Genomic DNA, 23,577 nt, shown 5'->3' on the forward strand with positions numbered 1-23,577 from the left:
AATCAAGCCGGAATGAACTGAACTTTCATCGTAGCAGGATCCCCCCCCTGCTTTGAAAAGAAAGGCAGCATTTCTTCAATCGGTAGGCGATGCGAAACAAGACGAGCCATTTCGCCATTATCTTTATGAAGAATTTCGAGCGCTTGCGGAATATTGAGATTGAGTGAATGTGAACCAGCAATGCGGATCTGGCGGCGGAAGATTTCAAATGGCGCCACCGACATGCGTGCATCGGGTGCGCAAACACCGAACACCAACGCCGTACCACCATCAGCAGTAAAGCCGACCATTCCTTCGGCGACTTTCGCAATGCCGGTAGCGTCAGCCACGAAATCAAAACTCTTCTTGCGCGCATCAAGCTCTGCTGAACCCGAGACAACAGGCTCCAGTCCGAGACTTTCGGTAAAAGCCAGACGATGTTCGTTGATGTCTGCAACCGCGATTTTTTCAACGCCTTGCGCTTTGAGAGACAGCGCAAGCAAAAGGCCGATCGGTCCAGCCCCGAACACCAGAGCCGTTTCAGACCCTTGCGGGCCTGCCTTCAGCTCAGCTGCACCAAGTCCATTGAGGACGCACGCCAGGGGCTCTGCAAGCGCCGCCACATGGAAAGGCAAGGTGCCAATCCCGTGAAGATGCTGCGCATTCACAACGCTTCTATCGGCAAAGCCCCCATTGTGCGTAACACCATAGGCTTTAAGATCAGCACACAGATTGGTCAGTCCCTTCCTACAGGCACGACAGTGGCCGCAGGCAATATTGGGGTCGACGGCCACCCGATCGCCAGTCTTCACGTTCGTCACGTCGTCCGCGACTGCAATCACGACACCCGAATATTCATGCCCCGGCACAAGTGGAAATGAACTTGTGCCGTAACGGCCATGCAGCACGTCAATATCCGTGTGACATAGCCCTGAAGCCTTGACTTCAATCAAGGCGTGTCCGGGTTGGAGCTCAGGGTCGGGGAGTTCGGCAAGCGCCGCTACGCCACGCTCTGTAAAGTAAATGGCCTTCATCTCTTCACCCAAAAATGGCTCAAGCCATCCAGTTTCCACCATCAACACCAAATGTCTGGGCGAGGATATAATCACTTTCGGACGAAGCCAAGAAAATCGCCATGCCTGTAATATCTTGCGGGTTTGCGAAGCGGCCAATCGGGACTGATTTCGCGACGGAGGCTTTCTTTTCCCCCGGTTTCAGGCCTTCCCACTTAGCAAAATTCGCATCGACCACGTCCCAATGCTCGCCGTCAACAACGCCTGGAGCAATGGCGTTGACCTGAATATTGTGTTTGACGAGTGCAAGTGCGGCAGACTGTGTGGCCGAGATTATTGCTGCTTTTGACAGACAATAAAGAGTAACAAGTCCTTCACCGCGGCGACCTGCCTGGCTTGCCATATTGATAATTTTGCCACCACGACCACGCTCGATCATGACATTCGATACAGCTTTCATCATGAAAAGCGGACCTTTGAGGTTGATCCCCAGAACACGTTCATAACTGTCTTCGGTGATGGCGTTGATAGGCGCCATGTCGAAGATTGCGGCATTATTGACCAGAATATCGATGCCGTCATGTTTCTTGTCGATCTCGGCCACGACTGCTTCGATATCTGCGAGGTCGGTCACATCCAGCTTCACCGCTGTCACCGCACCGCCGAGGCCGCGCGCCGCTTTCGTTGCACGTTCGATGTTAATGTCTGCGATGATGACCTTGGCACCCTCACGCGCATAGGCTTCTGCGAAGCCAAGGCCAATACCGCGTGCAGCTCCAGTGATGAGGGCAACTTTATCTTTCAGTCTCATAGGAATTCTCCGGGAGAGTTCTTCATCAGTGCAGTGGAAGCGCATCCCGAAAATTCCAATAGGCCTTCGGACACGATGCGCGTTATGAAAATCAGCTCATCAGGCGCTCTAACGATGCGTTTTCTTTTCAGACAACAAAAGCGGATGCCGCTCGCGACGCTCCAGCGCCAGACCATCCGATTTAAAGAGATGTGCGTCTGCGGGGTTAAAGCCCAGATTGGCAGTCTCATGCGTGCGCGCCGTGCTGCTACCACCGGCCTCAGCAACAATCAGATCCTTGGCCGCAGAGTTCTGCACATAAAGATAGGTCTCACCGCCGAGGCGCTCGACTACCATGATTTCTCCGTCCAAAATACCATCAATCGCCGGATGAAGATGTTCAGGACGAACACCAAGAACCAACGAGCCACCGGTATCGACACCTTCTGACTTCACCGGAACAATTATGCTTTTACCATTGCTGAGTTCGACCGTCACACCATCGCTACCTGCGGACTTGACCTTCACGTCGATGAAATTCATCGTCGGAGAGCCAATAAACCCGGCCACAAAACGATTGTTCGGATGATGGTAGAGTTCAAGTGGGGAGCCAACTTGCTCAACCCGGCCGTCCCGAAGCACGACGATCTTATCAGCAAGTGTCATCGCTTCAACCTGATCATGCGTCACATAGATCATGGTTGCGTTCAAACGATCATGCAAGCGCGCAAGCTCGATACGCATCTGCACACGCAATGCTGCATCGAGGTTTGACAAAGGCTCGTCAAAGAGAAAGATTTTCGGTTCACGAACCATGGCGCGGCCGATTGCGACGCGCTGGCGTTGACCACCAGAAAGCTGGCGCGGCTTGCGGTCAAGTAGCTTATCAAGCTGGAGCGTCTTGGCTATCTCCTCAACCTTACGGTCGCGTTCCGTTTTGGACACCCCTGCGAGCTTGAGTGCGAAACCCATATTGTCCCGCACATTCATATGCGGATAGAGAGCGTAGGTCTGGAAAACCATCGCCAGACCGCGTTCGTCGGGTGGCACATCGTTGCACTGTTGCCCGTCAATGGTCAGATCACCACCAGTGATTTCTTCCAATCCTGCAATCATTCGCAGAAGTGTTGATTTTCCTGAGCCGGACGGGCCGACAAAAACAACAAACTCACGGTCTTTGATATTCAGATCAACGCCCTGAATTACATCGACATTGCCGTAAGACTTGGTTGCGTTATGAAAAGAAAGCGTAGCCATGGGGTTCCCTTTACTTCACGGCGCCGAAGGTAAGACCGCGCACCAATTGGCGCTGCGTAATCCAACCAAAGACAAGAATTGGCGCGATGGCGAGCGTGGAAGCCGCCGAGAGTTTTGCCCAGAAAAGACCTTCAGGCGATGAGAACGACGCAATGAAAGCCGTCAAAGGCCCCGCCTGAGAAGCGGTTAGATTGAGACTCCAGAAGGCTTCATTCCAGCACAGAATAATTGAAAGCAGTGCCGTTGACGCAATCCCGGGCAGGCTGAGAGGCAGCAGCAGATAACGGATCTGCTGTCCCACCTTCGCACCATCCATACGGCTTGCCTCAAGGATTTCATGCGGAACTTCCTTGAAGAAGGAATAAAGCATCCAGACAACAATCGGCAGATTGGAAAGCGTGAAGATGATGATTAGCCCGGTGCGGGTGTCAAGCATTCCGCTATCGCGCGCGAGAAGATAAATTGGCACAAGCACACCGACAGCCGGAAGCATCTTGGTTGAAAGCATCCAGAGCAGCAGATCCTTGGTTCGCTTTCCCGGAAAAAACGCCGCCGCATAAGCCGCTGGCACGGCGATGATCAGCGAAAGAATGGTCGCACCGAGGCTTTCAATTACGCTGTTCATTGCGTAGCGGAAGTAATCGGCGCGCTGATTGACTGCCACAAAGTTCTCAAGTGTTGGCGAAAAGAACAGTTTTGGTGGAGCCACTGCATCGATCTCGGTTTTGAATGCGGCCAAGAGCATCCAAAGGATCGGAAAAAACATCAGGAGCGCAACAATCCAGCCAATTATGCCGGCGGAGACTGTGGCTTTGTTAAATTTACGTTTTCTAGCCATGCCAGCCTCTTAGTTATCCAGATTACGCGCAACGGTGCGAATGAGGAAAAAGGCAACTACATTAGCAAGGACAATGGCGATAACGCCAGCGGCCGATGCTCCGCCGATGTCCCATTGCAGAAGCGCTTTAAGATAGATGAAGTAGGTGAGCGTCGTGGTGGCAGTGCCCGGACCGCCAGAGGTTGTGACGAGAATTTCGGCGAAAATCGATAGGAGGAAAATCGTCTCGATCATGATGACAACGGAGATCGGACGCAAAAGATGCGGCAGGATGATGTAATAGAACATCGCTGGGCCTTTCGCGCCGTCAAGACGGGCTGCTTCCATTTGCTCGCGATCAAGAGACTGCATCGCAGTCATCAGAATTAACGTCGCAAAAGGCACCCACTGCCAGGACACGATCATGATTATTGAGGCCATCGGGAACTGCGAAAACCAATCGACAACCGGCAGGCCAAAGCTGCGCGAGATGAAGGCGAAGAAGCCATTCACCGGATGCATCAGAAGGTTTTTCCAGATCAAAGCCGATACGGTCGGCATAACAAAGAACGGCGCGATGACAAGAAGGCGCGCAACGTTCTTGCCGAGAAAATCCTGATCAAAAACAACTGCAAATAGGACACCGAATATAATGGATATAGCCAAAACAGACCCAAGGAGGATCAATGTGTTGGCAATGGCAGACCATAGGCCGGGATCGGAAAGAAGAAACGAGTAATTCGATACACCTGCAAAGCCGGTCACGAACGGATTGATGAGATTGTAATATTGGAACGAGAACCACAGCGTCATTGCCAGTGGAACAATCATCCATAAAAGCAGCACGATAACAGCTGGCGCAAGCAGAGGGCGGGTACGAATACTGCGGCGCGATCTGGATGCAAAACGAGATTTGATACCGACCACGGCGGCATTGTTAGATGGCATAGAATGCTCCTCCCTTCCCGCTCATGCTCTCACTCCACCAAGAGCGGTTACGGTTGAAGCGGCATCGTCAGGCCGCTTTTGTTCTTCCCTCTTGAGAATTTTAGGACGCAGAAGCGCTTCACAATCCTGCTCCAAATGCTCGTGAGCCTGCGAAGATTAGACCTGCTGAATGTTTTGAAGCCAAGCAGCAGGCCCTTTGGTCTGGTATCGGGTTACTTGATGTAACCGGCCTGTGTCATGATCTGCTCTGCTTGACGCTGAGCGCCATCAAGAGCTGCATCAACACTTTGCTGGCCAGCAACCGCCGAGGAAACAGCCTGACCGACAATTGTGCCGATTGCCTGGAATTCAGGGATCGCTACAAACTGGATACCAGTGTAGGGAACCGGGTCCTTGGTCGGCTTTGTCGGATCAGCAGACTCGATTGCCTTGAGAACTGTTTCAGCAAAAGGCGCTGCCTTTTTGTAGTTCTCGTTGGAATAGGTCGACTGACGTGTGCCCGGAGGAACAGCAACCCAGCCTTCCTTCTCGCCAACCAACTCAACATACTTCTTTGAAGTGGCCCACTTGAGGAACGACTTTGCGGCTTCCGCTTTACTAGTCGATGCAGGGATTGCAAGGTTCCAGGACCATGCCCAGGCAGAACCGTTCGGCGTTACGTCAATTGGTGCCTTGGTGAAGGCGACCTTATCCGCAACCTGGCTCTGCGTCTTATCATAGATCCGTCCAGCCGCAGACGTTGCATCAATCCACATTGCGCAATGGCCGGTAGAGAACAATGCCTGATTTTCGTTGAAGCCGTTCGAGGTAATTCCGGGAGGGCCTGCTTCCTTCATCAGATCGACGTAGAAGTTGATTGCCTTCTTCCACTCGTCCGAATTGATCTGCGGTTTCCACTGCTCATCGAACCAGCGACCACCAGAGGTGTTCACAAGCGTACCGAGATAGGCCATGTTCTCGCCCCAGCCCGGCTTGCCGCGCAGGCACAGACCGTACTGTTCTTTCGACTTGTCAGTCAGCTTAGTCGCAAATTCCTTGATCTGTGCATAGGTCGGCTCGTCCGGCATGGTAAGCCCAGCGGCCTCAAACAAATCTTTGCGATAAAGGGTAAACGAGCTTTCTGCGTAGAAAGGCACAGCGTAGAGCTTGTCTTCGACTGTTAGGCCGGCGCGGACAGGCTTGATCAGATCGTCGTAGTCGTAATCGTCGCCCAGATCGCCGACTTCAAGCAGCCATCCGGCCTTGCCCCAGATCGGTGCTTCATAGCCACCGATGGTCATGATGTCGAATTGCCCGCTCTTTGTAGCAATGTCAGTTGTGACGCGTTGGCGAAGAACGTTTTCTTCCAGAACCACCCAGTTTAGCTTGTTGCCGGTTTCCTTTTCCCATTCCGACGAAAGCTTCTGCATTATGATCATGTCGGCATTGTTGACCGTTGCGATGGTCAATTCTTCGGCCGATGCACTGCCTGCAATGATGACGCCACCTGCAACCGATGCAATAAGCCCGGCTATATAAGATTTGTTTCGCATCTCGTCTCCTCCTTTACGAATGCATAGCAAAATTCTTACATGTGTAAAATTTATCGCGCGGGGATCCGTGGCTTGTCAAGCACGGTTTTGGAATTGTGATTTGAAGTGCAAATTTTCCTCTTTTTGAATAATCTTGCTGCAGATTTTTTGACGACCCCCGCCGCCAAATTCCTCCCACATAAATTCTAGCACATCTGTAAATTCACTGCATCTCACAGTGTTAAATCATTTGTTTGCTTGACCTTTCCGTCCACGTTTGACACTTTGAGCCTATCTTGCAGGCAGGAGGACCAATGCAAGATGCCTTAAACTAACTTCTTGATTTTTCTTATCTTTATGCATCATATCCGGCGGTATCATGCGTAGGTGGATGCACTTGATAACGCTTCATTTGGCAAAATGCAGTCCAGTTTGGCATGTAAAAGCTGAATGAGCGCAGGACCGGGAATGATAGACAGGACAAAAGACGTGCGCAAAAATATTCGCACAATGGAGGATTTCTCTGAGTTCGTAGGGCTGTCCCGCCCGACGGTTTCCAAGTATTTCAATGACCCAGGCTCCGTTCGCCCGAAGTCCCGCACACTCATTGAGGCGGCGATTGAGAAGTCTGGTTTCAAGCCAAATCTTTTCGCGATCAACTTAAATAGGCGACGCACGACAATTCTGGGAGTTATCATTCCTAACCAGCTTGATCACTTCTACATGGCCATGACAAAGCGTCTGCAGACGCTTGCGGAACGCCATGGCTATTTTGCAATTGTACTATCGTCCGATGGCAACCCGGAGCTTGAAAAAGCAGCAATTGAGACATTGCGCTCCCTCAATGTCGCTGGAGCCATCATCGCACCTCTCGGCGAAAAATCGCAGCATTCCGCACTTACACGCCTAGCGGAAGATGTGCCGATTGTTTACGTCGACTCTCCGCTCGACAGCACCTCTCCTTTCGTCGGCACTGACAATTCCAAATCGTTTCATCTGATTGTCGACTATCTCTGTCGCTCAGGAAGCGAGCCTTGTTACTTCTCCATGCCAGACGTCAACAACAATGCGATCAAGCGGCAGAAGGCTTATTGCACAGCTATGGAAACACTCGGCTACGATCCTCGGATTGTAGAGCTTGAACAAAGCTGTAGCTGGGATTTCGAGCAATATGCCTTTCAACAGGCTGCGCGTATTTTGCGCGAAAAGGGTCGTTTTCCAACGAGCACAATCCTATGCTCGAATGACCGCATTGCGTTTGGAGTGACATCCGCTCTTTGGCAAGCCGGCCTTAAGGTCGGCCGACTGAATGACTGCGATATTCGAGTTGCCGGTCATGACAACAATCCGCTCTCTGAGTACACCTGTCCGCCCCTCACCACCGTCGCGCAGGATTACAATGAAATCGGGCGTCTGGCGATAGAGCTGTTGTTCCGTACGCTCGGAGAAACAACGGAAAGTGGACATAGCCTGCCGAAAGAAAATCACATTCTGCTCAATGCTGAAATCAAGCTACGTTTGTCGGCCTAAACGTCTGATTTAATTCCAAATTGGAGCGTGAGGTCAAATGCTCGAGCCAAGGCTCAACTCGTATAGTGCTCTTATCCAATCATTACTTGTATGCGACTAACCGAACTTCCTCTATCTTGAACTTGTTTTCTTCGGCAAATGTAGAAAGTTCGGTTGAAAAGAACACCTTCACTTTAACGATACTCAAGCGGAGCGATAAGATCATTCGTTGCTACGAAATCCAGGTCAGCACCGATGGTCGACCTCGTTAGCTTCCTTGTGTCTGCACATGAAAATCTTCAAAATCAAAACATTAAAATAAGTCGAATTCATTGCCTTGCCAAAGGCAGCACCAGCAGCGTGGTAAGGCAGGAATTGGCTCACTGTAATGCCTGCACTCACGAAGACAACGTAATCTGCAACTACATTCCAATGGGCATGCCATTAAATCTTCAGGTTCTCCATCTTACAGGTTGTTCTGACTTACGCTCATCTGAAAGGTCCGAATTCAGAAGCAATCATGGAGAGATGAGTTCATGCTTTGTCGCTGCTAAAGCCAGATTCAGTTCAAAAAAATGGTGGGCAAAGCCCACCATTTTTCATGCAGTCTAAAAGCCTTAATTCAGGCCCAACGTACCACGTAGTGTCGAAAGATCTTCGGCCAGCGTGGTAATCGCGCCAGCCATAACCTTGCGATCTTCCTCAGTCAGCTTGTCGTATAATTCATAACCATCGCCCTTCTTGTATTTCACAAGAATGTCGTTGACGGTTTTGAAATTGGCATCCGACTTCTTCAGAAGCTCAGGATTTTCCTTTTCGATCAGCGGACGGAAGAGTTCGACGATCTTCTGCGAGCCGTCAACATTAGCCTGGAAGTCCCAGATATCTGTGTGGCTGTAGCGATCTTCTTCGCCAGAAATCTTGGTTGCTGCAACTTCTTCCATAAGTGCTGCTGCGCCGCCAACAACCTTTTCAGGTGGGAACGTCATGTCCTTGATGCGCTTTTGTAGCTCGACAACATCTGCGTAGAGCTTGTCAGCATATTTATCGAGTCCTTCGGTCGAATTCTGGGCGAACAAGCCGTATTCGAGGCGATGGAAGCCGGTAAAATCTTCGGACTTTTCGGCATCTTCGTGATCGTCAGCGCGGCTATCGATCGACGCATCGAGGTCCGCAAAAAGCTCTGCGATTGGCTCAATCTTCTCATAGGAAACCCGTGAAGACGGATAAAGCTCTTTCGCCTTATCCAGTTCGCCAGCCTTGATCGCATCGGTGAACGCCTTGGTGTCTTTCACGAGCGTATCGAGATTTTCCTGCACGTAAATCTTGTAATCAGCAATTGGCTGAACGAGATCGAGTGGGGACACTTCGGCTTTTGCGGCACCGAAGCTTAGAGACAGTGCGACGACACAAGCCGACGCGAGCAATGGCAGACGATATTTCATGTTTACCTCTCCGTGGTGATAAGACCTTCACCCACGCGCATTCTGCGGCCCACTCGCCTGCAAAAGAGCGCTTGCGTAAAAGTCATCCTGATCTTTCACGCCGGGTAGCGTGAAGAAATAACCGCCGCCGATTGGCTTGATATACTCTTCCAGAGGCTCGCCATCGAGGCGCTTCTGAACAGTGATAAAGCCCTTTTCCAGATCGGCCTGATAAGCGATGAACAGCAACCCCATGTCGAGCTGGCCGGACTTCGTGACCCCATTGGAATAGTTGAACGGACGGCGCAAAATCAGATGTTGTTCGGCATTGGCATCGCGCGGATTGGCCAGCCGAATATGAGAATCCATTGGCGTAACCTTGCCTTCCGGATCTTTTGAATAGTCAGGTACATCAGCTTCGGTTTTGCCATCGAATGGCGCACCGCTATCCTTGTGACGGCCGAAAATTGTCTGCTGTTCCTGCAGCGGCGTGCGATCCCATCGCTCAACAAAATTTCGGATGATACGCACGGCCATATAATTGCCTTGAGAAGCCCATTCCGGCTCGTCCTTGCCGGGCTGGATCCAGACGATGCGATCCATCAAGGCTTTATCAGCGGCATCAGGATTGGCAGAGCCATCGCGGAAACCGAGGAAGTTACGTGCGCTTTCTTTGGCTTTCGGCGAATGCGGCGGCTGCACCGGCACAGAACCTTCCTGCTTCCAGCGGACCATCAGAAGATCAGGCATGTTCTTCATGATATCGCGCAGTGCATGAATATTCGTGTCTGCGGTATTCGAGCAGATCTGGATTACCAGATCGCCATGGCAGAGATCTTTTTGCAATGCATCATTGGGAAAGCCCGTCATGCGCTGCAATTGCTTTGGCTTGAACGGCTTGAGCCCAAAACGATCATCAAAGAGCGAGCTACCCAGACCCACGGTGATCGTCAGGTTGTCAGGCGTTACAGTCGGCCCAAGAATGCCGGAATCGGATGGCGGAAACTTGGGATCAAGGGCTGGCGGCTCGCCACCCTTCATTAGAAAGGCTGCGCGCTCTGTTAGAATTCTGAACATGCGTTCGAGACCCGCGCGATCCCGCGCCAGAACATCGAAAGAGGCCACGAGACCAGTGGCAGGGCGCGGCGTCACAATGCCGGGCTGATGCACGCCATAAAATGGCTGACTCTCCTGCAGCTTGTCGCTTTCAGGTGCATTGGTCACGCTTTCCGACGAGAGCGCGTTGTTAGACGCGCGCGCGTTGGCCGCCTGCGATACAAGCACGCTCGCGACGCCTGTCGCACCAGCACCGAGCAATAGGGCGCGTCGCGTTGGCGTTGGGTTGCCCGTTACAGAACTATCGTCTTTGAAAAATTTCTTGGTCACTAATCCACTCCAAGTTGATCGCGGAGTTTTGAATACTGTTCGGCGAGAGCAGTGGCGCCGTCCTTGATCTTCGCCTTCTCGTCAGCAGAAAGCGTATCATATGCCTTGCCATTCTGAGCATTTAGCAGCGCCTTTACGACAGACACCTGAGCATCAATCCCTTCAAATGCATCGGGATCGACTTTAACAACGATCGGACGCAATACGTCCGCCGTCTTTGCGGAGCCTTCAACAAGGCCTGCAAATACCTGCAAATCTGTGTGTGCGTAACGATCGTCGCCCACATCAGCGGCGGTAGACGCAAAGCGATTGAGCGCTGACGATGTACCTGCCAGCATCCGGTCAGGCGAAATACGCAACGCGCGGATACGATCTTTCAGACCAGCCGCGTCTAGAACAAGCTTTGTGGCGACCGGCTGCAAGCCATCCAGCGACTTTTGTTCAAACAGCCCATACTCAATGCGATGCAGACCACCGAAGGCAGGGTCCTGCTCACGCTTTTCAAAGAAATCGGCGCGTGCGTTGATCGCTGTATCAAGATCAGAGAAAGCTTCTGAAACGGGGGCAATACGCGCATAAGCTTCGCGCGCCGGTGCATAAGCAGCCTGTGCAGCTGCGATATTGCCGCTTGAAACGGCATCCGAAAGTGTTGCAACAGCCTTCTGGAACTCAGCGACTTCGGTCGCGAGATAAATCTGATATTCAGCCAACGCGCCAAGGAAAGCGGTCAGCGGCATCTTACCCTTTTCGGCTTCACTGCTTGCCGATGCCGTCACAATCAGCTTTCCGCGCGGGTTGGAAAGAAGGCCGCAAGTAATCTGGTATTCGCCCGGCGAAAGCTTGGCGGAAAGTGTCTGCTTGAAGCCCGGTGCGATATTCTCGCGCTCTTCGAGAACCATCACGCCGTCGAGAATTTCCCACTCAACCGAGCGGTCAGAATTGTTGACGATTTCAAAAACCGTGCGCCCAGCCGGAACAGTCAGTTCATTTGGATCGCAGCTTTTCGCGTTGACCACAATCTGCACTTTGCCATCACCATCTGCATGGCGCGATTTATCTGAAACGCGCGAGGCGTAATAGAAAGCAGCGCCTGCCGCCAGCACCAGCAGAATGGCCAGCACCAGAACCCCTCGCACGAGATTGCGGGAGAATGGTGCAACAGGTTTTGGGCTTTGCGGCTTAGTCATGGAAAATCTCTTCGATTAAACTGTGTGCTTCGCGGCTGCGCTCTGCGCAGGTGCGGAAGACGGCATCAGGAAAATAATGAGCGCAGGCACGAGGAAGCCGAGATAGGCGACTACTTCACTGATCGTGGGCGTCGCGATATAGCCGAAGATACCAGCCAGAACCGAGCCAAGCGTGCTGTCGAGCGGCAGGATTTCGCTTGTGTCGAACACGACCGTCTGGAAGTGATTCCAGACGCCAGCCTCATGCAGCGCCATCACCGAATTTGCGAGAATGCCCGCTGCGATAATTAGGATGAAAACACCCGTCCAGCGGAAGAAGCGGCGCAGATTGAGTTTCAGGCCACCACGATAGATGCCGTAACCAACCAAAGCGGCAAGCAGAACACCCAGCAATGCACCAAGCGGTGCAGCGCCACCCTCGCTCTGCTGGAATGCGGCGAGCAGGAAGAAGACCGACTCAAGCCCCTCACGGGCCACAGCAAAGAACACCATCAAGATGAGGCCGAAGCCCTTATGCGTGGGCGTTTCAAATGCCGCATCGATGGAATGATGCAGTTCCGCTTTGATGGAACGGGCAGCCTTACGCATCCAGAAAACCATGGACGTCAGCACGAAAACGGCTATGAGCCCGATAATGGCCTCGAAAAGCTCCTGCGCCTTTTGCGGGAATTCTGCGCTTACGAGCTGAAGGATTGCGCCAACTGCCAGCGACATCGCCAAGGCCAGCAGAACACCGATCCAAACAACCGGCATCCAGGCGCTGCGTCCGGTCTGGTGCAGATAGCTCGCGATAATGCCAACGATTAGCGCAGCTTCCACGCCTTCGCGGAACATGATGAGAAATGGTACGAGCATTCGATTTCATCCAAAAGGCGGAGTGATCAATCCGCCCCTTGATTGACACTCTTCACAACCGGCGCAAGCCTTCGTCTATTGGTCATCTTTCTATATCTACGCGCGCACCACTGCAAGCCAAATGAAGTTGACCACCATGGGAATGTTTTAGAATTATTCTAACTATTTCAGAAACTTACAACGATGCAAATTGGCTATCCCTGATGAGTCGCAAGTTTTATGGAGGTGCAGTAAGCCTTTGAAAAGGCTTCATAGTGAAGCCTCTTCACGTATTGAATTGCGGCTATCAAGCCTCGGCTGCCGTCCGAAATGCCATCGAATTACCGTTCAATGTTTCCGGGCAATCCCGCTTTGCCTGCTTCCGAGGGGTTTAGCCTCACATAGTCAGCCTTCAAATCTTCAGAGGTTTTGCGGCTTCCATCGTGGCTCCAGCCGGGCGGCGCAATCATATACATCAGCCGCTGACGAAAACTGAGACCGGATGAGAACACGTCTTTGAACATGCCAACCCATTCATGGAACGCCACGCGCACAGGATTGAATGTGCCGACATTCTTAACAATGCCGTATCGCGGCATATCTTCGGGCAATTCTTCAACAAAAGTGCCGAACATGCGATCCCAGATAATCAGCGTGCCTGCATAATTGGCATCGAGATAACGCGGATTGGTCGCGTGATGGACACGGTGATGCGAAGGCGTATTGAAGATAAACTCGATAGGCTTCGGCAGTTTGTCGATGGCTTCGGTGTGAATCCAGAACTGATAAATCAGATTGAAGCCATAAACGAAGGCAATCACCGCCGGATGAAATCCGAGCAAAACCAACGGCACCTGCAGCACGAACATCCCGGTCATCTGGCCGGTCCATGACTGCCGCAAAGCGGTTGTGAGGTTATAGTGCTGGCTGGAATGATGGTTGACGTGCTCCGCCCAAACCCAGCGAACGCGATGCGCAATCCGGTGATACCAATAATAGCGCAGATCATCGAAGATGAAGGCTATTACAAACACCCACCAATGCAGCCCAAGATCGAAAAAGCGGAACTGCCAAATCCAAAGCAGCGCCGTCACTGAAACGAAGCCGAGCAGCAGCCCCGCCGCGACATTGCCTGCTCCCATCAGCAGACTTGTGAAAGCATCACGCGTTTCAAATTCGCCTTTGCGCTGCCAGTAGCGGATTGCCACCAGTTCAATCAAAATTCCCAGCACATAAAGCGGAATTGCAACACGCGTCACATCGAAGAATACCGGATTACTGCCCATTTCGGCCCCTCTCCCCATCTGAGCCTGAAAGCCAGTCTATCACTCTTTGTCGATCTGCGGCATCGCTGAAAAGAAGCCTTGCCTTGGGCCAGGTAAAGTCCTTCATGTGCAATATCAGTTCGGCGCTACCCTTCTCCTCAAGGGCAAGCACATCTGATGCTGCCACACATCGCGTAAGAAACCGATCGCCAACACCGTGAACTATCCCCGTTTCGACCTCCCTCAGCGGGAAAAACGCTGTGCGACGATCGTCCGTATAACAGATCTCACTGATTGGGATTTCCGGATAGTCGATATGAAAGCGCGCTTTGACGATTTCGTCGCTCGCAAGAATGCTGCGCTTTAAACCTCCACCCAGAAAATGAATTGCCAATACGCCGAAGCCTATCCCGGCGATAACCATAAGTAGAAGCACCCGCAAATCCATGAACTCTCCCGTTCGCAGCGATGCCAGTATGTTCCCACAAACATCCTAGCCATCAGCCAGAGCGAATACATCCCAAAACTTTGGGGGACCGATTTACGAGTCGCACCTGACCCGGCATTGCAACAAGAGATTGTTTCGATTTGGAGCACTCTGAATACTCGGACGGAAACAAATATTGACCAATAAGCTTCCGGAAGCAGTCAAAATTCCGAAAAGTTTCAGAATTTTCCGAAATGGTCAAAAATTTCGCGTTTCAGGGGTTGAAGAATGGTTGCAACCGGTCCATATGACAGGTGCTTACCGCTTGCGCCTCCTCCCATTGCGCGCGGTAAGTGTTCCCCTCTGGAGGTTTGCCTTTATGGCACCTTCATAACTTAGCCGGACTTTTTAGTCCGGCTCTTTTTTTGCCTAAATTTCAGGAAGTTAGAACTAAAATAAAAAGCGCCGCGTTACCGCAGCGCTTCCAAAAACAATGCCTTTTTTCTCGCCGGAAATGACTGTCAAAGAACATGGTTCTCATCCTCTTTCCGGCTGTAAAAACGCATTCCAAGTTCTTTCGCCGACAAACAAAATCTCCGTCCGAACGTGGTAATTTTATTTCTGTCGGAGCGATAGAGTACCGCTCCGACCTGTCGCTTTACAAAGCGTTAAAACACGACCGATGAGCGGTATCAGCCGTAAGATGCAACCGGCGGGCAAGAACAGATGAGATTTCTGTCGCCACCCACATTGTCGATGCGGCTGACAGGCGGCCAGTACTTCGCCGTCGTATCAAAATCACCACTCAACGCGCTTCCCGGAAACACTGCTTCCTCACGGGTGTAAGGATGTGTCCATTCCGTTGCCAGCGTATCGCCTGCCGTGTGCGGTGCATTGGCAAGCGGATTGTCATCCGCAGGCCAGACACCATCGGCAACCTTCTTTGCTTCGCCTGCAATGGCAATCATTGCATCGCAAAGACGATCGATTTCCGACTTCGGCTCAGACTCGGTTGGCTCAATCATCAGCGTTCCGGCAACCGGCCATGACATGGTCGGTGCATGGAAACCATAGTCGATGAGGCGCTTGGCCACATCTTCCACGGTGATGCCTGCGCTATCCTTGAGAACACGCGTATCCACGATGCACTCATGCGCCACACGATCATGTGCGCCGGTGTAAAGGATCGGATAAGCGTCCTTAAGGCGATGCGCGATGTAGTTGGCGTTGAGGATTGCAGCCTCGGTTGCCTTCTTGAGACCCGCGCCGCCCATCATGCGGATATACATCCACGTAATGACCAGAATCGATGCACTGCCAAACGGTGCTGCGGAAACAGCATGCTTGGAACCGAGATCAACATGGCCTGGCAAGTAAGGCACCAGATGCTTGGCCACACCAATAGGACCAACACCCGGACCACCGCCGCCATGCGGAATGCAGAAGGTCTTGTGCAGGTTCATGTGGCAAACGTCAGCGCCAATATCGCAAGGACGAGCAAGGCCGACGAGCGCATTGAGGTTTGCGCCGTCGAAATAGACCTGACCGCCATTATCATGGACGATTTCGCAGAAAGCCTTGATGCCTTCTTCGAACACGCCATAGGTCGACGGATAGGTAATCATGAACGCCGCAAGATTGTCGCGATGCTTCTCAGCTTTGGCTTTCAGATCATCAATGTCGATATCGCCATCCGGACGGCAATTGACGACGACAACGCTCATGCCAGCCATCGACGCACTGGCAGGATTGGTGCCATGTGCAGACGATGGGATCAGGCAGATGTTGCGATGACCTTCGCCGCGTGACTGGTGATAGTGACGGATTGCGAGAAGACCCGCATATTCGCCCTGACTACCAGCATTTGGCTGCAGCGATACGCCTGCAAAGCCGGTGATTTCGCAAAGCCATGCTTCGACGTCCGAGGTCATCTTGGCATAGCCGGTTGTCTGTGCGGCAGGCGCGAACGGATGCAGATTGGCAACCGTGTTCCAGCTCACCGGCATCATTTCTGCTGCCGCATTAAGCTTCATTGTGCACGAGCCAAGCGGGATCATCGCACGATCAAGCGCCAGATCCTTGTCCGCCAGACGACGCAGGAAGCGCATCATCTCGGTTTCCGAACGGTGCGAGTGGAACACATCCTGTGTCAGGAAGCCTTCACCACGTCCTTTGGATGGCGTCAGCAGATCGTCGTTACCGACTGGCTTTGCGCCAAACAGAACGGCGAGTGCTGCAAGATCGTCTTCGCTCGAGGTCTCGTCAAAGGTGACGCCAACCGTATCCGCGTCAATGATGCGGATGAGACGACCGCCCTTGTCAGCTTCGTCAGCAATGGCCTGCGCCTTGCCGGAAACCTTGACGCTTACGGTATCGAACAGGCTATCGCCCGCGATTTCGACGCCAGCAGCCTTGAGGCCCGTTGCGAAGCGAGACGCAAGACCGGCAACGCGCGTTGCAATGGCCTGAAGGCCAGCAGGACCATGCCAGATGGCAAAAGATGCAGCCATATTGGCAAGCAAGGCCTGCGCGGTACAGATATTGGAAGTCGCTTTGTCGCGGCGGATATGCTGCTCACGCGTCTGAAGCGCTAGACGATAAGCGGCACGGCCATGCGCATCGACCGACTGACCAACGATACGACCCGGAATGATACGCGTCAGAGGCTCAGATACTGCGAGATATGCAGCATGTGGACCACCAAAGCCCATTGGAACGCCATAGCGCTGCATAGAGCCGACAGCCATGTCAGCGCCCCACTTGGCGGGCGCTTCCAGAATGGTCAGCGCCAGCGGATCGGCAACAGCGATAACCAAAGCGCCCTTGGCCTTGGCACTGGCGATGACAGCGGTGAAGTCGCCATAAACGCCGCGTGTATCCGGCCATGGAACGATGACGGCAGCTGTGTTGTCGTCAACCGCACTTCCGGCTTCAACCTGCCAGCCAAGCGGCTCTGCGCGGGTGTTGATCACATCCACGCTCTGCGGATGCAGATCGCCTGCAAGCAGAATGCGCGAGCGCTTGTCGCGGTGATGACGAACAGCAACGCCCACAGCTTCAGCAACAGCGGTTGCTTCATCCAGCAGCGATGCGCAGGCAACCGGCAGACCGGAAAGCTCGGCAACGAGCGTCTGGAAATGGAACAGAAGCTCCAGACGGCCCTGGCTGATTTCCGACTGGTAAGGCGTGTAAGCGGTGTACCAAGCCGGATTTTCAAACAGGTTGCGCTGAATGACAGGTGGCGTCTGCACACCATGATAGCCCGCACCGATGAAGCTCTTCTTCACCACATTGCGGCCCATGATTTCATTGAGCTCGGCAAGGGCTGCGTGTTCGCTCAAAGCCGCTGGCAGATCAAGCGCGCGGTTCAAGCGGATGGATGCCGGAACAGCCTGCGTGATCAGTGTTTCCATGGAAGGAAGACCGAGCGCTGCAAGCATTGCGCGCTCGTCTTCTACGCGTGGCCCGATATGACGGGCAACAAAGGGGAGAACCTGTTGCGTCATCTTTTTATCCTACAAGTTTGTCGTAACCAGCCTTGTCGAGAAGTCCCGAAAGCTGGCTTTCATCGGAAAGCTTGAGCTTGAACAGCCAGCCTTCGCCTTCTGCAGCCTGATTAATGAGAGCTGGATCGCTGGAAACGGCGTCGTTAACTTCAACCACTTCGCCATCGACTGGAGCATAAACGTCGGAAGCGGCTTTGACCGATTCAACAACGACGATGCCTTCGCCCTTGGAAACGGTGCGACCGACTTCCGGCAGATCTACGAATACGAGGTCGCCCAGCTGCTCCTGTGCGTGGATCGTGATGCCGACAGTGGCAACGCCACCTTCGACGCTGATCCACTCATGATCTTCGGTGAACAGGATATTGGCCATGGAAATCATCCTTTGCGATAGCGATGCGGTGTGAAGGGAAGTGCATGAACATCAACGGGAACCTTGTTGCCGCGGACCTCTGCGAAAATGCGGGTGCCTGGGCTTGCGAGGCTTGCCTCGACATAACCCATTGCAACCGGGAAACCTGCGGACGGACCAAAACCGCCCGATGTGACGGTGCCGATCTGAAAACCGGATTCGTCGAAAAGTTCTGCGCCGCCACGCACTGGCTGCCGGCCTTCCGGCTTAAGGCCAACGCGCTTGGCGGTTGCACCCTTGGCAATCGCATCCAGAACGGCCTTGGCGCCATTGAAGGCAGCCTTTTCACGCACTGACTTGGTGATTGCCCATGTGAGACCGGCTGAGACCGGATCGGTTTCCGGCGTAATATCCTGACCGTGCAGGCATAGACCCGCTTCAAGGCGCAGGCTATCGCGGGCAGCAAGACCGATCCATTCGACGCGTTCGTCGGCCAGAAGCTTGATTGCAAGCATGCGCGCCTCATCGGCAGGCAACCCAATTTCAAAACCATCTTCGCCGGTATAGCCCGAACGGGTCATAAACCAGTTGGGATTAGGTTCAAAGCCGCTCATAAAGCCGAGCTCTGCACCTTTAAGACCCGCATCGGTAATGACGCTTTCAGCTTCCGGCCCCTGAATGGCCAAGAAAACGCGGTCCAGTGGATTTACCGACGCATCCTTGCCAGATGCTGCTTCATTGAGGTGCTCAATATCGGCATCGGCGTTGCCCGCATTGGCAACGACCATGAAACGGTCTTCGCCAAGGCGCGTGACAATCAGATCATCAAGAACGCCGCCTTGGTCATTGAGAAAGAAAGTATATTTCGACTGGCCGGTTTTCAGAACTGAAGGATCAAGCGGACAGGTTTCGCTCAAAAGTGCGATTGCATCCGCTCCCGAAACTTCAATCAGCTTCATATGAGAAATATCGAAAAGGCCGACATGCTCGCGCGTGTGAAGATGTTCCTTCATAACGCCAAGCGGATAGGTAATCGGCATGTTCCAGCCAGCAAAACCGCCAAAGCGTGCGCCAGCTTCCTCATGCAGATCCTGCAAAGGCAGGGTATTCAAGTGTGCGGTATCGCCCATAACAACTCCAGAGTCGCACGTATGCCTCCGCGAAATGCGGTTGCTTCGTGCCCCTCTGTCTCAAGCCTGAGAGACTCGCATAGCTATAATGCTATACTTACACCTTCGGCGCAGGGTTTCCCCCGACTTTCCAGAGTTGCCTTACCCGTCTGCGGTTCCTTGTACCTGAGAGATTTCGGGCGATTTCCCCTTCGGTGGCTAACTTGCGTCAGCTCTCTCCCGCAGACAAACAGTGACAGAACATTCTCGTAAAACGCAACGCTCCATCACACGACATAAGTCACTTAGCTTAAACCGCTTCTGGTGTCATGTATAATTATTGTCACGAGACGACAATTCCCGTGGTTTTTGCGACAAAAATCGATCTTTCCCGCAAGCACAAAAGAACCCTCTAAGGAAGCCTCTTATATTAGTGAATACCGCTGGACGTTTACGATCCATTAAGGATTATGGCCATTAAAGGCGCTCAAACTGGTGATTTGGGCAGTCGGTATGATGATTGTGATTATAAAATGACCAAGCTGCGCAAAAGCCATGCAATCGACAAGCTAAATTGCACAGCAGCTATGCAAATCTGTCTCTCCACTTCCGAAATCATCGAGCCTATATGCTGTTCGCAACACAGAGAGATAAGATTTTACTAGGTGAGAGAAATGAACCTGATCCGCTCGTACAACAACTGGCGCCGCTACCGTAACACGGTAAATGAACTGAGCCGCCTGAGCCCACGCGAACTGAACGACCTTGGCATTCTTGCTTCGGAAATCCCGTTCGTTGCACGCAAGGCAGCTGCTCGCTAATAGCGCCTCGAAAGGCACCCGCCTTTTTCTGGACCGCGACCCTTTAAACCGCGCGGTCCTCACAGTTTCCAAGGTTTTTTCCGGGGCGTTTTCCTCCCATTCCCCCGGTGACCGCAAGACCGGAACTTCTCCTCCCAAGCCGGTCTTACCCTAAATGACACCCGCCGCTCCTCCCGCGGCGGGTGTTGTTTTTTTAACAACGGCTCCTGTTAAGACTAAATCGTTGGAACCGCTGTAAGTATTTGTTTTTACGCATTACCCTATGCAAAACCGTTTCGCACTTTTCCTGAAAATGCTTTATGCAGCCTCCTGTATCGCAAGCGCCGACTTTTCGCGACCCATACGATCCAGTGCGATAGAGATTGCAAACACGACAAGACCGGCAACTGCCAGAAGCGCACCGACCGTTCCGGTTGAAGTCCAGCCAAATCCCCATGCAACCGCCAAACCACCCAGCGACGCGCCAATCGCATTGGCAAGATTGAGTGCTGAATGATTAAGCGCTGCTGCCAATGTCTGCGCATCCGCCGCAACATCCATAAGGCGTGTCTGCAATGCCGGAACGAGCGCAAAGCCACCGCCAACCAGCAATATGTTTAAAAATGCTGTGGCCGGATGCTGCATCAAAAATGGAAATGCCAGCATGACGGCCATGTCGTAGAGCAGCACCATTCCAACAGTGCCCATCACAGTGCGGTCAGTCAGCTTTGAACCGACGATGTTGCCAAGCACCATACCAAGCCCGAATGTGGCAAAGACAAGTGGCATCCATTTCACGTCAACATGCGAAACTTCTGTCACGGTAGCAGCCACATAGGTGAAGACGGAGAACAGTCCGCCGGTGCCAATCGCGCCTATTCCTAGCGTCAGCCAGACCTGCTTGCGACGGAAGGCACCAAGCTCACGCAGCGGAGAAGCACCTTCGTCTGCAGGCTGCTTGGGCACATATATCATAACCAATACCATCGTGAGGATAGCGATCAGGCCAACAGCTGCAAACATTGCACGCCAACCGGCCACTTGTCCGAGCCATGTCGCCAAAGGCGTTCCGCACAATGTTGCAACGGTCAGCCCCATCATCACGCGGCCAACGGCTTGCGCACGCTTTCCGGGCGCCGCCATGGAAGCAGCCACCAGTGAAGCAACACCAAAGTAAGCGCCATGCGGAAAGCCCGCAACAAAACGCATGATATAAAGACCAGTGTAGTGTTGCATGAAGGCACTGGCCAGATTGCCGAAAGCGAACAATCCCATGAAAAGAAAGAGCAATTTGCGGCGATCAAGCTTAGCACCAATCACGGCAAGCACAGGCGCACCGATCAACACGCCTAATGCATAAGAACTAATCAGATGACCCGCCGAGGGCATATCGACCTGAAGATCGCGCGCGATATCCGGCAAAAGTGCCATGATCGCAAATTCGCCTGTTCCGATACCGAAGCCGCCAATCGCGAGTGCGAGTTCCGCCAGTCGCGCAGGCGAACGTGACGAAGTTTCCGGCAACGAAGCCGAAGTCTGAGTATTTGACATGAATTTGCCTGAAGAGAATGGAGGATATCGGAAAACCCTACCACTCCTTTCCGGCAAAGGCGATACGCTTTATCTTGATCAGCGGATGGGAAATCGCTGCCTACTTAGCCGCCACAACCTCGATTTCGACCTTGAATTCCTCCCGCGTAAAGCCGGAGACGATCATCAGTGTTGAAGCTGGTGCAGGCAGCGGAAACAGGCGATCGCGCACATCCATATAGGGGCGCATATAAGCGCGATCCGTCACATAGGCGTTGATACGAACAACATCGGAAAGTTCCATACCGCCATCGCGCAGAATGCGACCGATGTTTTCAAAGCAAAGCTCCGCCTGCGCGCCTGCCTCTTCCGGCACCGATCCATCTGGCGCAATGCCAAGCTGGCCGGAGCAGAATATCAACTCGGCGCCCGCACCCACCTTCACGCCATGACTATAGGCGGCAAAGGGAGCAGCCATATTGGCTGGCAGCAAATGTTTCAAAACAGTCATTTTATGTCCTCAGGCTTTTGGTGCAGATGCCAGCAATTCTTTGAGGCGTGGAGCACCCGCTGCAACATCGTCTTCGGTGGGATGGATACCTGCGGCAAGCAGCCGCCGGGCAATCATGTGATCAGCCGGACGGTTGATGGAATCGACCGCAACCAACTTTTCGCCCGCAAAATGAAACACGGAGAATGCATTATCTTCGAAGTTGCCTGACAGAATATGACGGTCGGCATCGAACGACAGCCCAGCGGTCTGCAACTTCATGTCGCCCTGATCCGACCAAAACCACGCCACATCACGAAACGGAGTACCGCGCCCGACAATCGAGCGCGCAACATGCTTGGCCTGATCGGTTGCATTCTGCACCGATTCCAGTCGTACGCGACGACCTGCATGGAAATGGTCATAGCTCACGCAGTCGCCAATCGCATAAACATGCTCACTCGACGCACGCATATGCTCATTCACCACGATACCATTATCGACAACAAGTCCGGCTTCGATCGCTAGCTCGACATTTGGGACAGCGCCCGTCCCCAGCACCACCATATCAGCTGGGAAAAACGTGCCATTGGCCGCTTTTACACCTGCCACTCGGCCGCCTTCGCCTTCAATTGCCTCAACGCCAACGCCCGTCAGAAGCCTAATATCCGACGCCCGGCTGCGTGTTTCAACATGTGCCGAAATAAGTGTGGCAACCGAACGCCCCAGAACGCGAGGAGCTGCTTCGATCACAACGGTCTTTTTGCCAAGTGCTACTGCACTATGCGCCATTTCAAGACCTATAAAGCCGCCACCGATTATCACCACGTTTTCAACGCGTGGCATCATATCTGCAATGCGGCGCGCATCACCCAAACGGCGCAACGTGAAAACGCCATCGAGACCAACACCTCGCATGTCAGGAATGCGTGCGCGGGCACCGGTCGCAAAAACCAGCTCCGACCAGTTTAGCACCACGCCATTATCAAGCGTGACTGTCTTGTCAGTCAGAGACACATGCTCAACTGTGTGCCCGAATAGCATCTCAATATTATTATCGCGATAGGTGCTTTCCGGACGCAGCACAAGAATCCCGCCTTCGGGTGCCTTCAGATAAGATTTGGAAAGCGGCGGCTTATGATAGGGAATATCCTGCTCATCATTGATAAGGACGATCTCACCCGAATAGCCTTCCTGTCTCAGACTGATTGCTGCCTGCGAACCTGCATGTCCAGCGCCAATAATAATGCATCTGTTTTCCATAGGATCTCCGGAATTTTCCCGCGCATCATAATCATGAGACAGGCGGTCGCGTGGCGAATTCGTCACGGATTCACACCTTAATTGCATGCCTCCTCATTTTTTTAAACATTTAGTTTGACCGATCGGTCAGATTGTTTAGTAAGTTTTTTGCTTCAGCACGCAGCCTACCCCCAGCAGCCA

20 protein-coding genes and 1 riboswitch are annotated in these 23,577 nt (G+C 52.9%); of the genes, 2 read left to right on the forward strand and 18 right to left on the reverse strand.

Annotated elements, in window-relative coordinates:
* Positions 1–2: 2 nt before the first annotated feature.
* The 6 genes from KMS41_15635 to KMS41_15660 form a co-directional block, all read right to left on the reverse strand.
* Positions 3–1,013, reverse strand: a complete 1,011-nt coding sequence (locus tag KMS41_15635) for a zinc-dependent alcohol dehydrogenase family protein (GenBank protein QWK78946.1) — start codon at positions 1,011–1,013, stop codon at positions 3–5.
* A gap of 19 nt (positions 1,014–1,032) precedes the next feature.
* A complete protein-coding gene (locus KMS41_15640) occupies positions 1,033–1,803 on the reverse strand; it encodes an L-iditol 2-dehydrogenase (protein QWK78947.1) in 771 nt (256 codons plus the stop codon).
* Between the two features lie 108 nt (positions 1,804–1,911).
* Positions 1,912–3,039 (reverse strand): sn-glycerol-3-phosphate ABC transporter ATP-binding protein UgpC, encoded by a 1,128-nt coding sequence (ugpC, locus tag KMS41_15645; protein ID QWK78948.1) that lies wholly within the window; start codon positions 3,037–3,039, stop codon positions 1,912–1,914.
* Positions 3,040–3,049: 10 nt separating this feature from the next.
* Positions 3,050–3,877, reverse strand: a complete 828-nt coding sequence (locus KMS41_15650) for a carbohydrate ABC transporter permease (GenBank protein ID QWK78949.1) — start codon at positions 3,875–3,877, stop codon at positions 3,050–3,052.
* Positions 3,878–3,886: 9 nt separating this feature from the next.
* Positions 3,887–4,804, reverse strand: coding sequence for a sugar ABC transporter permease (locus tag KMS41_15655; protein QWK78950.1), 918 nt, complete (start codon positions 4,802–4,804; stop codon positions 3,887–3,889).
* A gap of 212 nt (positions 4,805–5,016) precedes the next feature.
* On the reverse strand, positions 5,017–6,336 hold the full coding sequence (locus tag KMS41_15660; protein QWK78951.1) for a sugar ABC transporter substrate-binding protein: 1,320 nt from the start codon (positions 6,334–6,336) through the stop codon (positions 5,017–5,019).
* A gap of 489 nt (positions 6,337–6,825) precedes the next feature.
* Here KMS41_15660 and KMS41_15665 point away from each other — a divergent pair, with 489 nt between their 5' ends.
* Entirely contained in the window at positions 6,826–7,845 is a 1,020-nt protein-coding gene (locus KMS41_15665) for a LacI family transcriptional regulator (protein QWK80278.1), read from the forward strand.
* Positions 7,846–8,441: 596 nt separating this feature from the next.
* Here the strand turns inward: KMS41_15665 and efeO (KMS41_15670) are convergent.
* The 9 genes from efeO (KMS41_15670) to gcvT all read right to left on the reverse strand — a co-directional run bounded on the left by efeO (KMS41_15670) (position 8,442) and on the right by gcvT (position 19,335).
* Positions 8,442–9,269 (reverse strand): iron uptake system protein EfeO, encoded by an 828-nt coding sequence (gene efeO, locus KMS41_15670; protein QWK78952.1) that lies wholly within the window; start codon positions 9,267–9,269, stop codon positions 8,442–8,444.
* 27 nt (positions 9,270–9,296) lie between these two features.
* Entirely contained in the window at positions 9,297–10,634 is a 1,338-nt protein-coding gene (gene efeB / locus KMS41_15675; GenBank protein QWK78953.1) for a deferrochelatase/peroxidase EfeB, read from the reverse strand.
* Positions 10,634–11,821, reverse strand: coding sequence for an iron uptake system protein EfeO (gene efeO, locus KMS41_15680; GenBank protein ID QWK78954.1), 1,188 nt, complete (start codon positions 11,819–11,821; stop codon positions 10,634–10,636). Before efeO (KMS41_15680) ends, efeB begins: the two co-directional genes overlap by 1 nt.
* A gap of 15 nt (positions 11,822–11,836) precedes the next feature.
* Positions 11,837–12,676, reverse strand: coding sequence for an FTR1 family protein (locus KMS41_15685; GenBank protein ID QWK78955.1), 840 nt, complete (start codon positions 12,674–12,676; stop codon positions 11,837–11,839).
* Positions 12,677–12,996: 320 nt separating this feature from the next.
* Positions 12,997–13,941 (reverse strand): sterol desaturase family protein, encoded by a 945-nt coding sequence (locus KMS41_15690; protein QWK78956.1) that lies wholly within the window; start codon positions 13,939–13,941, stop codon positions 12,997–12,999.
* Positions 13,931–14,368: a hypothetical protein gene (locus tag KMS41_15695; GenBank protein ID QWK78957.1), complete on the reverse strand. Its 438-nt coding sequence runs from the start codon at positions 14,366–14,368 to the stop codon at positions 13,931–13,933. Before KMS41_15695 ends, KMS41_15690 begins: the two co-directional genes overlap by 11 nt.
* A gap of 671 nt (positions 14,369–15,039) precedes the next feature.
* A complete protein-coding gene (gene gcvP, locus KMS41_15700) occupies positions 15,040–17,853 on the reverse strand; it encodes an aminomethyl-transferring glycine dehydrogenase (GenBank protein ID QWK78958.1) in 2,814 nt (937 codons plus the stop codon).
* Between the two features lie 4 nt (positions 17,854–17,857).
* Entirely contained in the window at positions 17,858–18,226 is a 369-nt protein-coding gene (gene gcvH / locus KMS41_15705; GenBank protein ID QWK78959.1) for a glycine cleavage system protein GcvH, read from the reverse strand.
* A 5-nt stretch (positions 18,227–18,231) separates the two neighbouring features.
* Positions 18,232–19,335 carry a glycine cleavage system aminomethyltransferase GcvT gene (gene gcvT, locus KMS41_15710; GenBank protein QWK78960.1) on the reverse strand — a complete coding sequence of 368 codons (1,104 nt, stop codon included), beginning with the start codon at positions 19,333–19,335 and terminating at the stop codon, positions 18,232–18,234.
* A 142-nt stretch (positions 19,336–19,477) separates the two neighbouring features.
* A riboswitch (glycine riboswitch) is annotated at positions 19,478–19,567 on the reverse strand.
* A 421-nt stretch (positions 19,568–19,988) separates the two neighbouring features.
* On the opposite strand from gcvT, the gene KMS41_15715 reads away from it, so the two are divergent.
* The gene (locus KMS41_15715) at positions 19,989–20,135 is read left to right on the forward strand and encodes a DUF1127 domain-containing protein (GenBank protein ID QWK78961.1); all 147 of its coding nucleotides are present in this window, start codon (positions 19,989–19,991) and stop codon (positions 20,133–20,135) included.
* A 297-nt stretch (positions 20,136–20,432) separates the two neighbouring features.
* On the opposite strand, the gene KMS41_15720 is transcribed toward KMS41_15715, so the two are convergent.
* From KMS41_15720 to KMS41_15730, 3 genes are all read right to left on the reverse strand, one after another.
* Positions 20,433–21,665, reverse strand: coding sequence for an MFS transporter (locus tag KMS41_15720; GenBank protein ID QWK78962.1), 1,233 nt, complete (start codon positions 21,663–21,665; stop codon positions 20,433–20,435).
* Positions 21,666–21,765: 100 nt separating this feature from the next.
* Positions 21,766–22,155 (reverse strand): RidA family protein, encoded by a 390-nt coding sequence (locus tag KMS41_15725; protein QWK78963.1) that lies wholly within the window; start codon positions 22,153–22,155, stop codon positions 21,766–21,768.
* A 9-nt stretch (positions 22,156–22,164) separates the two neighbouring features.
* Positions 22,165–23,397, reverse strand: a complete 1,233-nt coding sequence (locus KMS41_15730) for an FAD-dependent oxidoreductase (GenBank protein QWK80279.1) — start codon at positions 23,395–23,397, stop codon at positions 22,165–22,167.
* Positions 23,398–23,577: the final 180 nt, after the last annotated feature.

Source organism: Ochrobactrum sp. BTU1 (assembly GCA_018798825.1).
Taxonomy (GTDB): domain Bacteria; phylum Pseudomonadota; class Alphaproteobacteria; order Rhizobiales; family Rhizobiaceae; genus Brucella.

What these genes read in the sequence shown, in the direction of transcription:
- ugpC (QWK78948.1), bottom strand. Translation starts at nt 3,039, where the DNA reads ATGGCTACGCTTTCTTTTCATAACGCAACCAAGTCTTACGGCAATGTC.
- KMS41_15640 (QWK78947.1), bottom strand. Translation starts at nt 1,803, where the DNA reads ATGAGACTGAAAGATAAAGTTGCCCTCATCACTGGAGCTGCACGCGGT.
- efeO (QWK78952.1), bottom strand. Translation starts at nt 9,269, where the DNA reads ATGAAATATCGTCTGCCATTGCTCGCGTCGGCTTGTGTCGTCGCACTG.
- KMS41_15730 (QWK80279.1), bottom strand. Translation starts at nt 23,397, where the DNA reads ATGGAAAACAGATGCATTATTATTGGCGCTGGACATGCAGGTTCGCAG.
- gcvT (QWK78960.1), bottom strand. Translation starts at nt 19,335, where the DNA reads ATGGGCGATACCGCACACTTGAATACCCTGCCTTTGCAGGATCTGCAT.
- gcvH (QWK78959.1), bottom strand. Translation starts at nt 18,226, where the DNA reads ATGGCCAATATCCTGTTCACCGAAGATCATGAGTGGATCAGCGTCGAA.
- KMS41_15665 (QWK80278.1), top strand. Translation starts at nt 6,826, where the DNA reads ATGGAGGATTTCTCTGAGTTCGTAGGGCTGTCCCGCCCGACGGTTTCC.
- KMS41_15695 (QWK78957.1), bottom strand. Translation starts at nt 14,368, where the DNA reads ATGGATTTGCGGGTGCTTCTACTTATGGTTATCGCCGGGATAGGCTTC.
- KMS41_15650 (QWK78949.1), bottom strand. Translation starts at nt 3,877, where the DNA reads ATGGCTAGAAAACGTAAATTTAACAAAGCCACAGTCTCCGCCGGCATA.
- efeO (QWK78954.1), bottom strand. Translation starts at nt 11,821, where the DNA reads ATGACTAAGCCGCAAAGCCCAAAACCTGTTGCACCATTCTCCCGCAAT.
- KMS41_15725 (QWK78963.1), bottom strand. Translation starts at nt 22,155, where the DNA reads ATGACTGTTTTGAAACATTTGCTGCCAGCCAATATGGCTGCTCCCTTT.
- KMS41_15690 (QWK78956.1), bottom strand. Translation starts at nt 13,941, where the DNA reads ATGGGCAGTAATCCGGTATTCTTCGATGTGACGCGTGTTGCAATTCCG.
- KMS41_15660 (QWK78951.1), bottom strand. Translation starts at nt 6,336, where the DNA reads ATGCGAAACAAATCTTATATAGCCGGGCTTATTGCATCGGTTGCAGGT.
- KMS41_15635 (QWK78946.1), bottom strand. Translation starts at nt 1,013, where the DNA reads ATGAAGGCCATTTACTTTACAGAGCGTGGCGTAGCGGCGCTTGCCGAA.
- KMS41_15655 (QWK78950.1), bottom strand. Translation starts at nt 4,804, where the DNA reads ATGCCATCTAACAATGCCGCCGTGGTCGGTATCAAATCTCGTTTTGCA.
- KMS41_15720 (QWK78962.1), bottom strand. Translation starts at nt 21,665, where the DNA reads ATGTCAAATACTCAGACTTCGGCTTCGTTGCCGGAAACTTCGTCACGT.
- KMS41_15715 (QWK78961.1), top strand. Translation starts at nt 19,989, where the DNA reads ATGAACCTGATCCGCTCGTACAACAACTGGCGCCGCTACCGTAACACG.
- KMS41_15685 (QWK78955.1), bottom strand. Translation starts at nt 12,676, where the DNA reads ATGCTCGTACCATTTCTCATCATGTTCCGCGAAGGCGTGGAAGCTGCG.
- gcvP (QWK78958.1), bottom strand. Translation starts at nt 17,853, where the DNA reads ATGACGCAACAGGTTCTCCCCTTTGTTGCCCGTCATATCGGGCCACGC.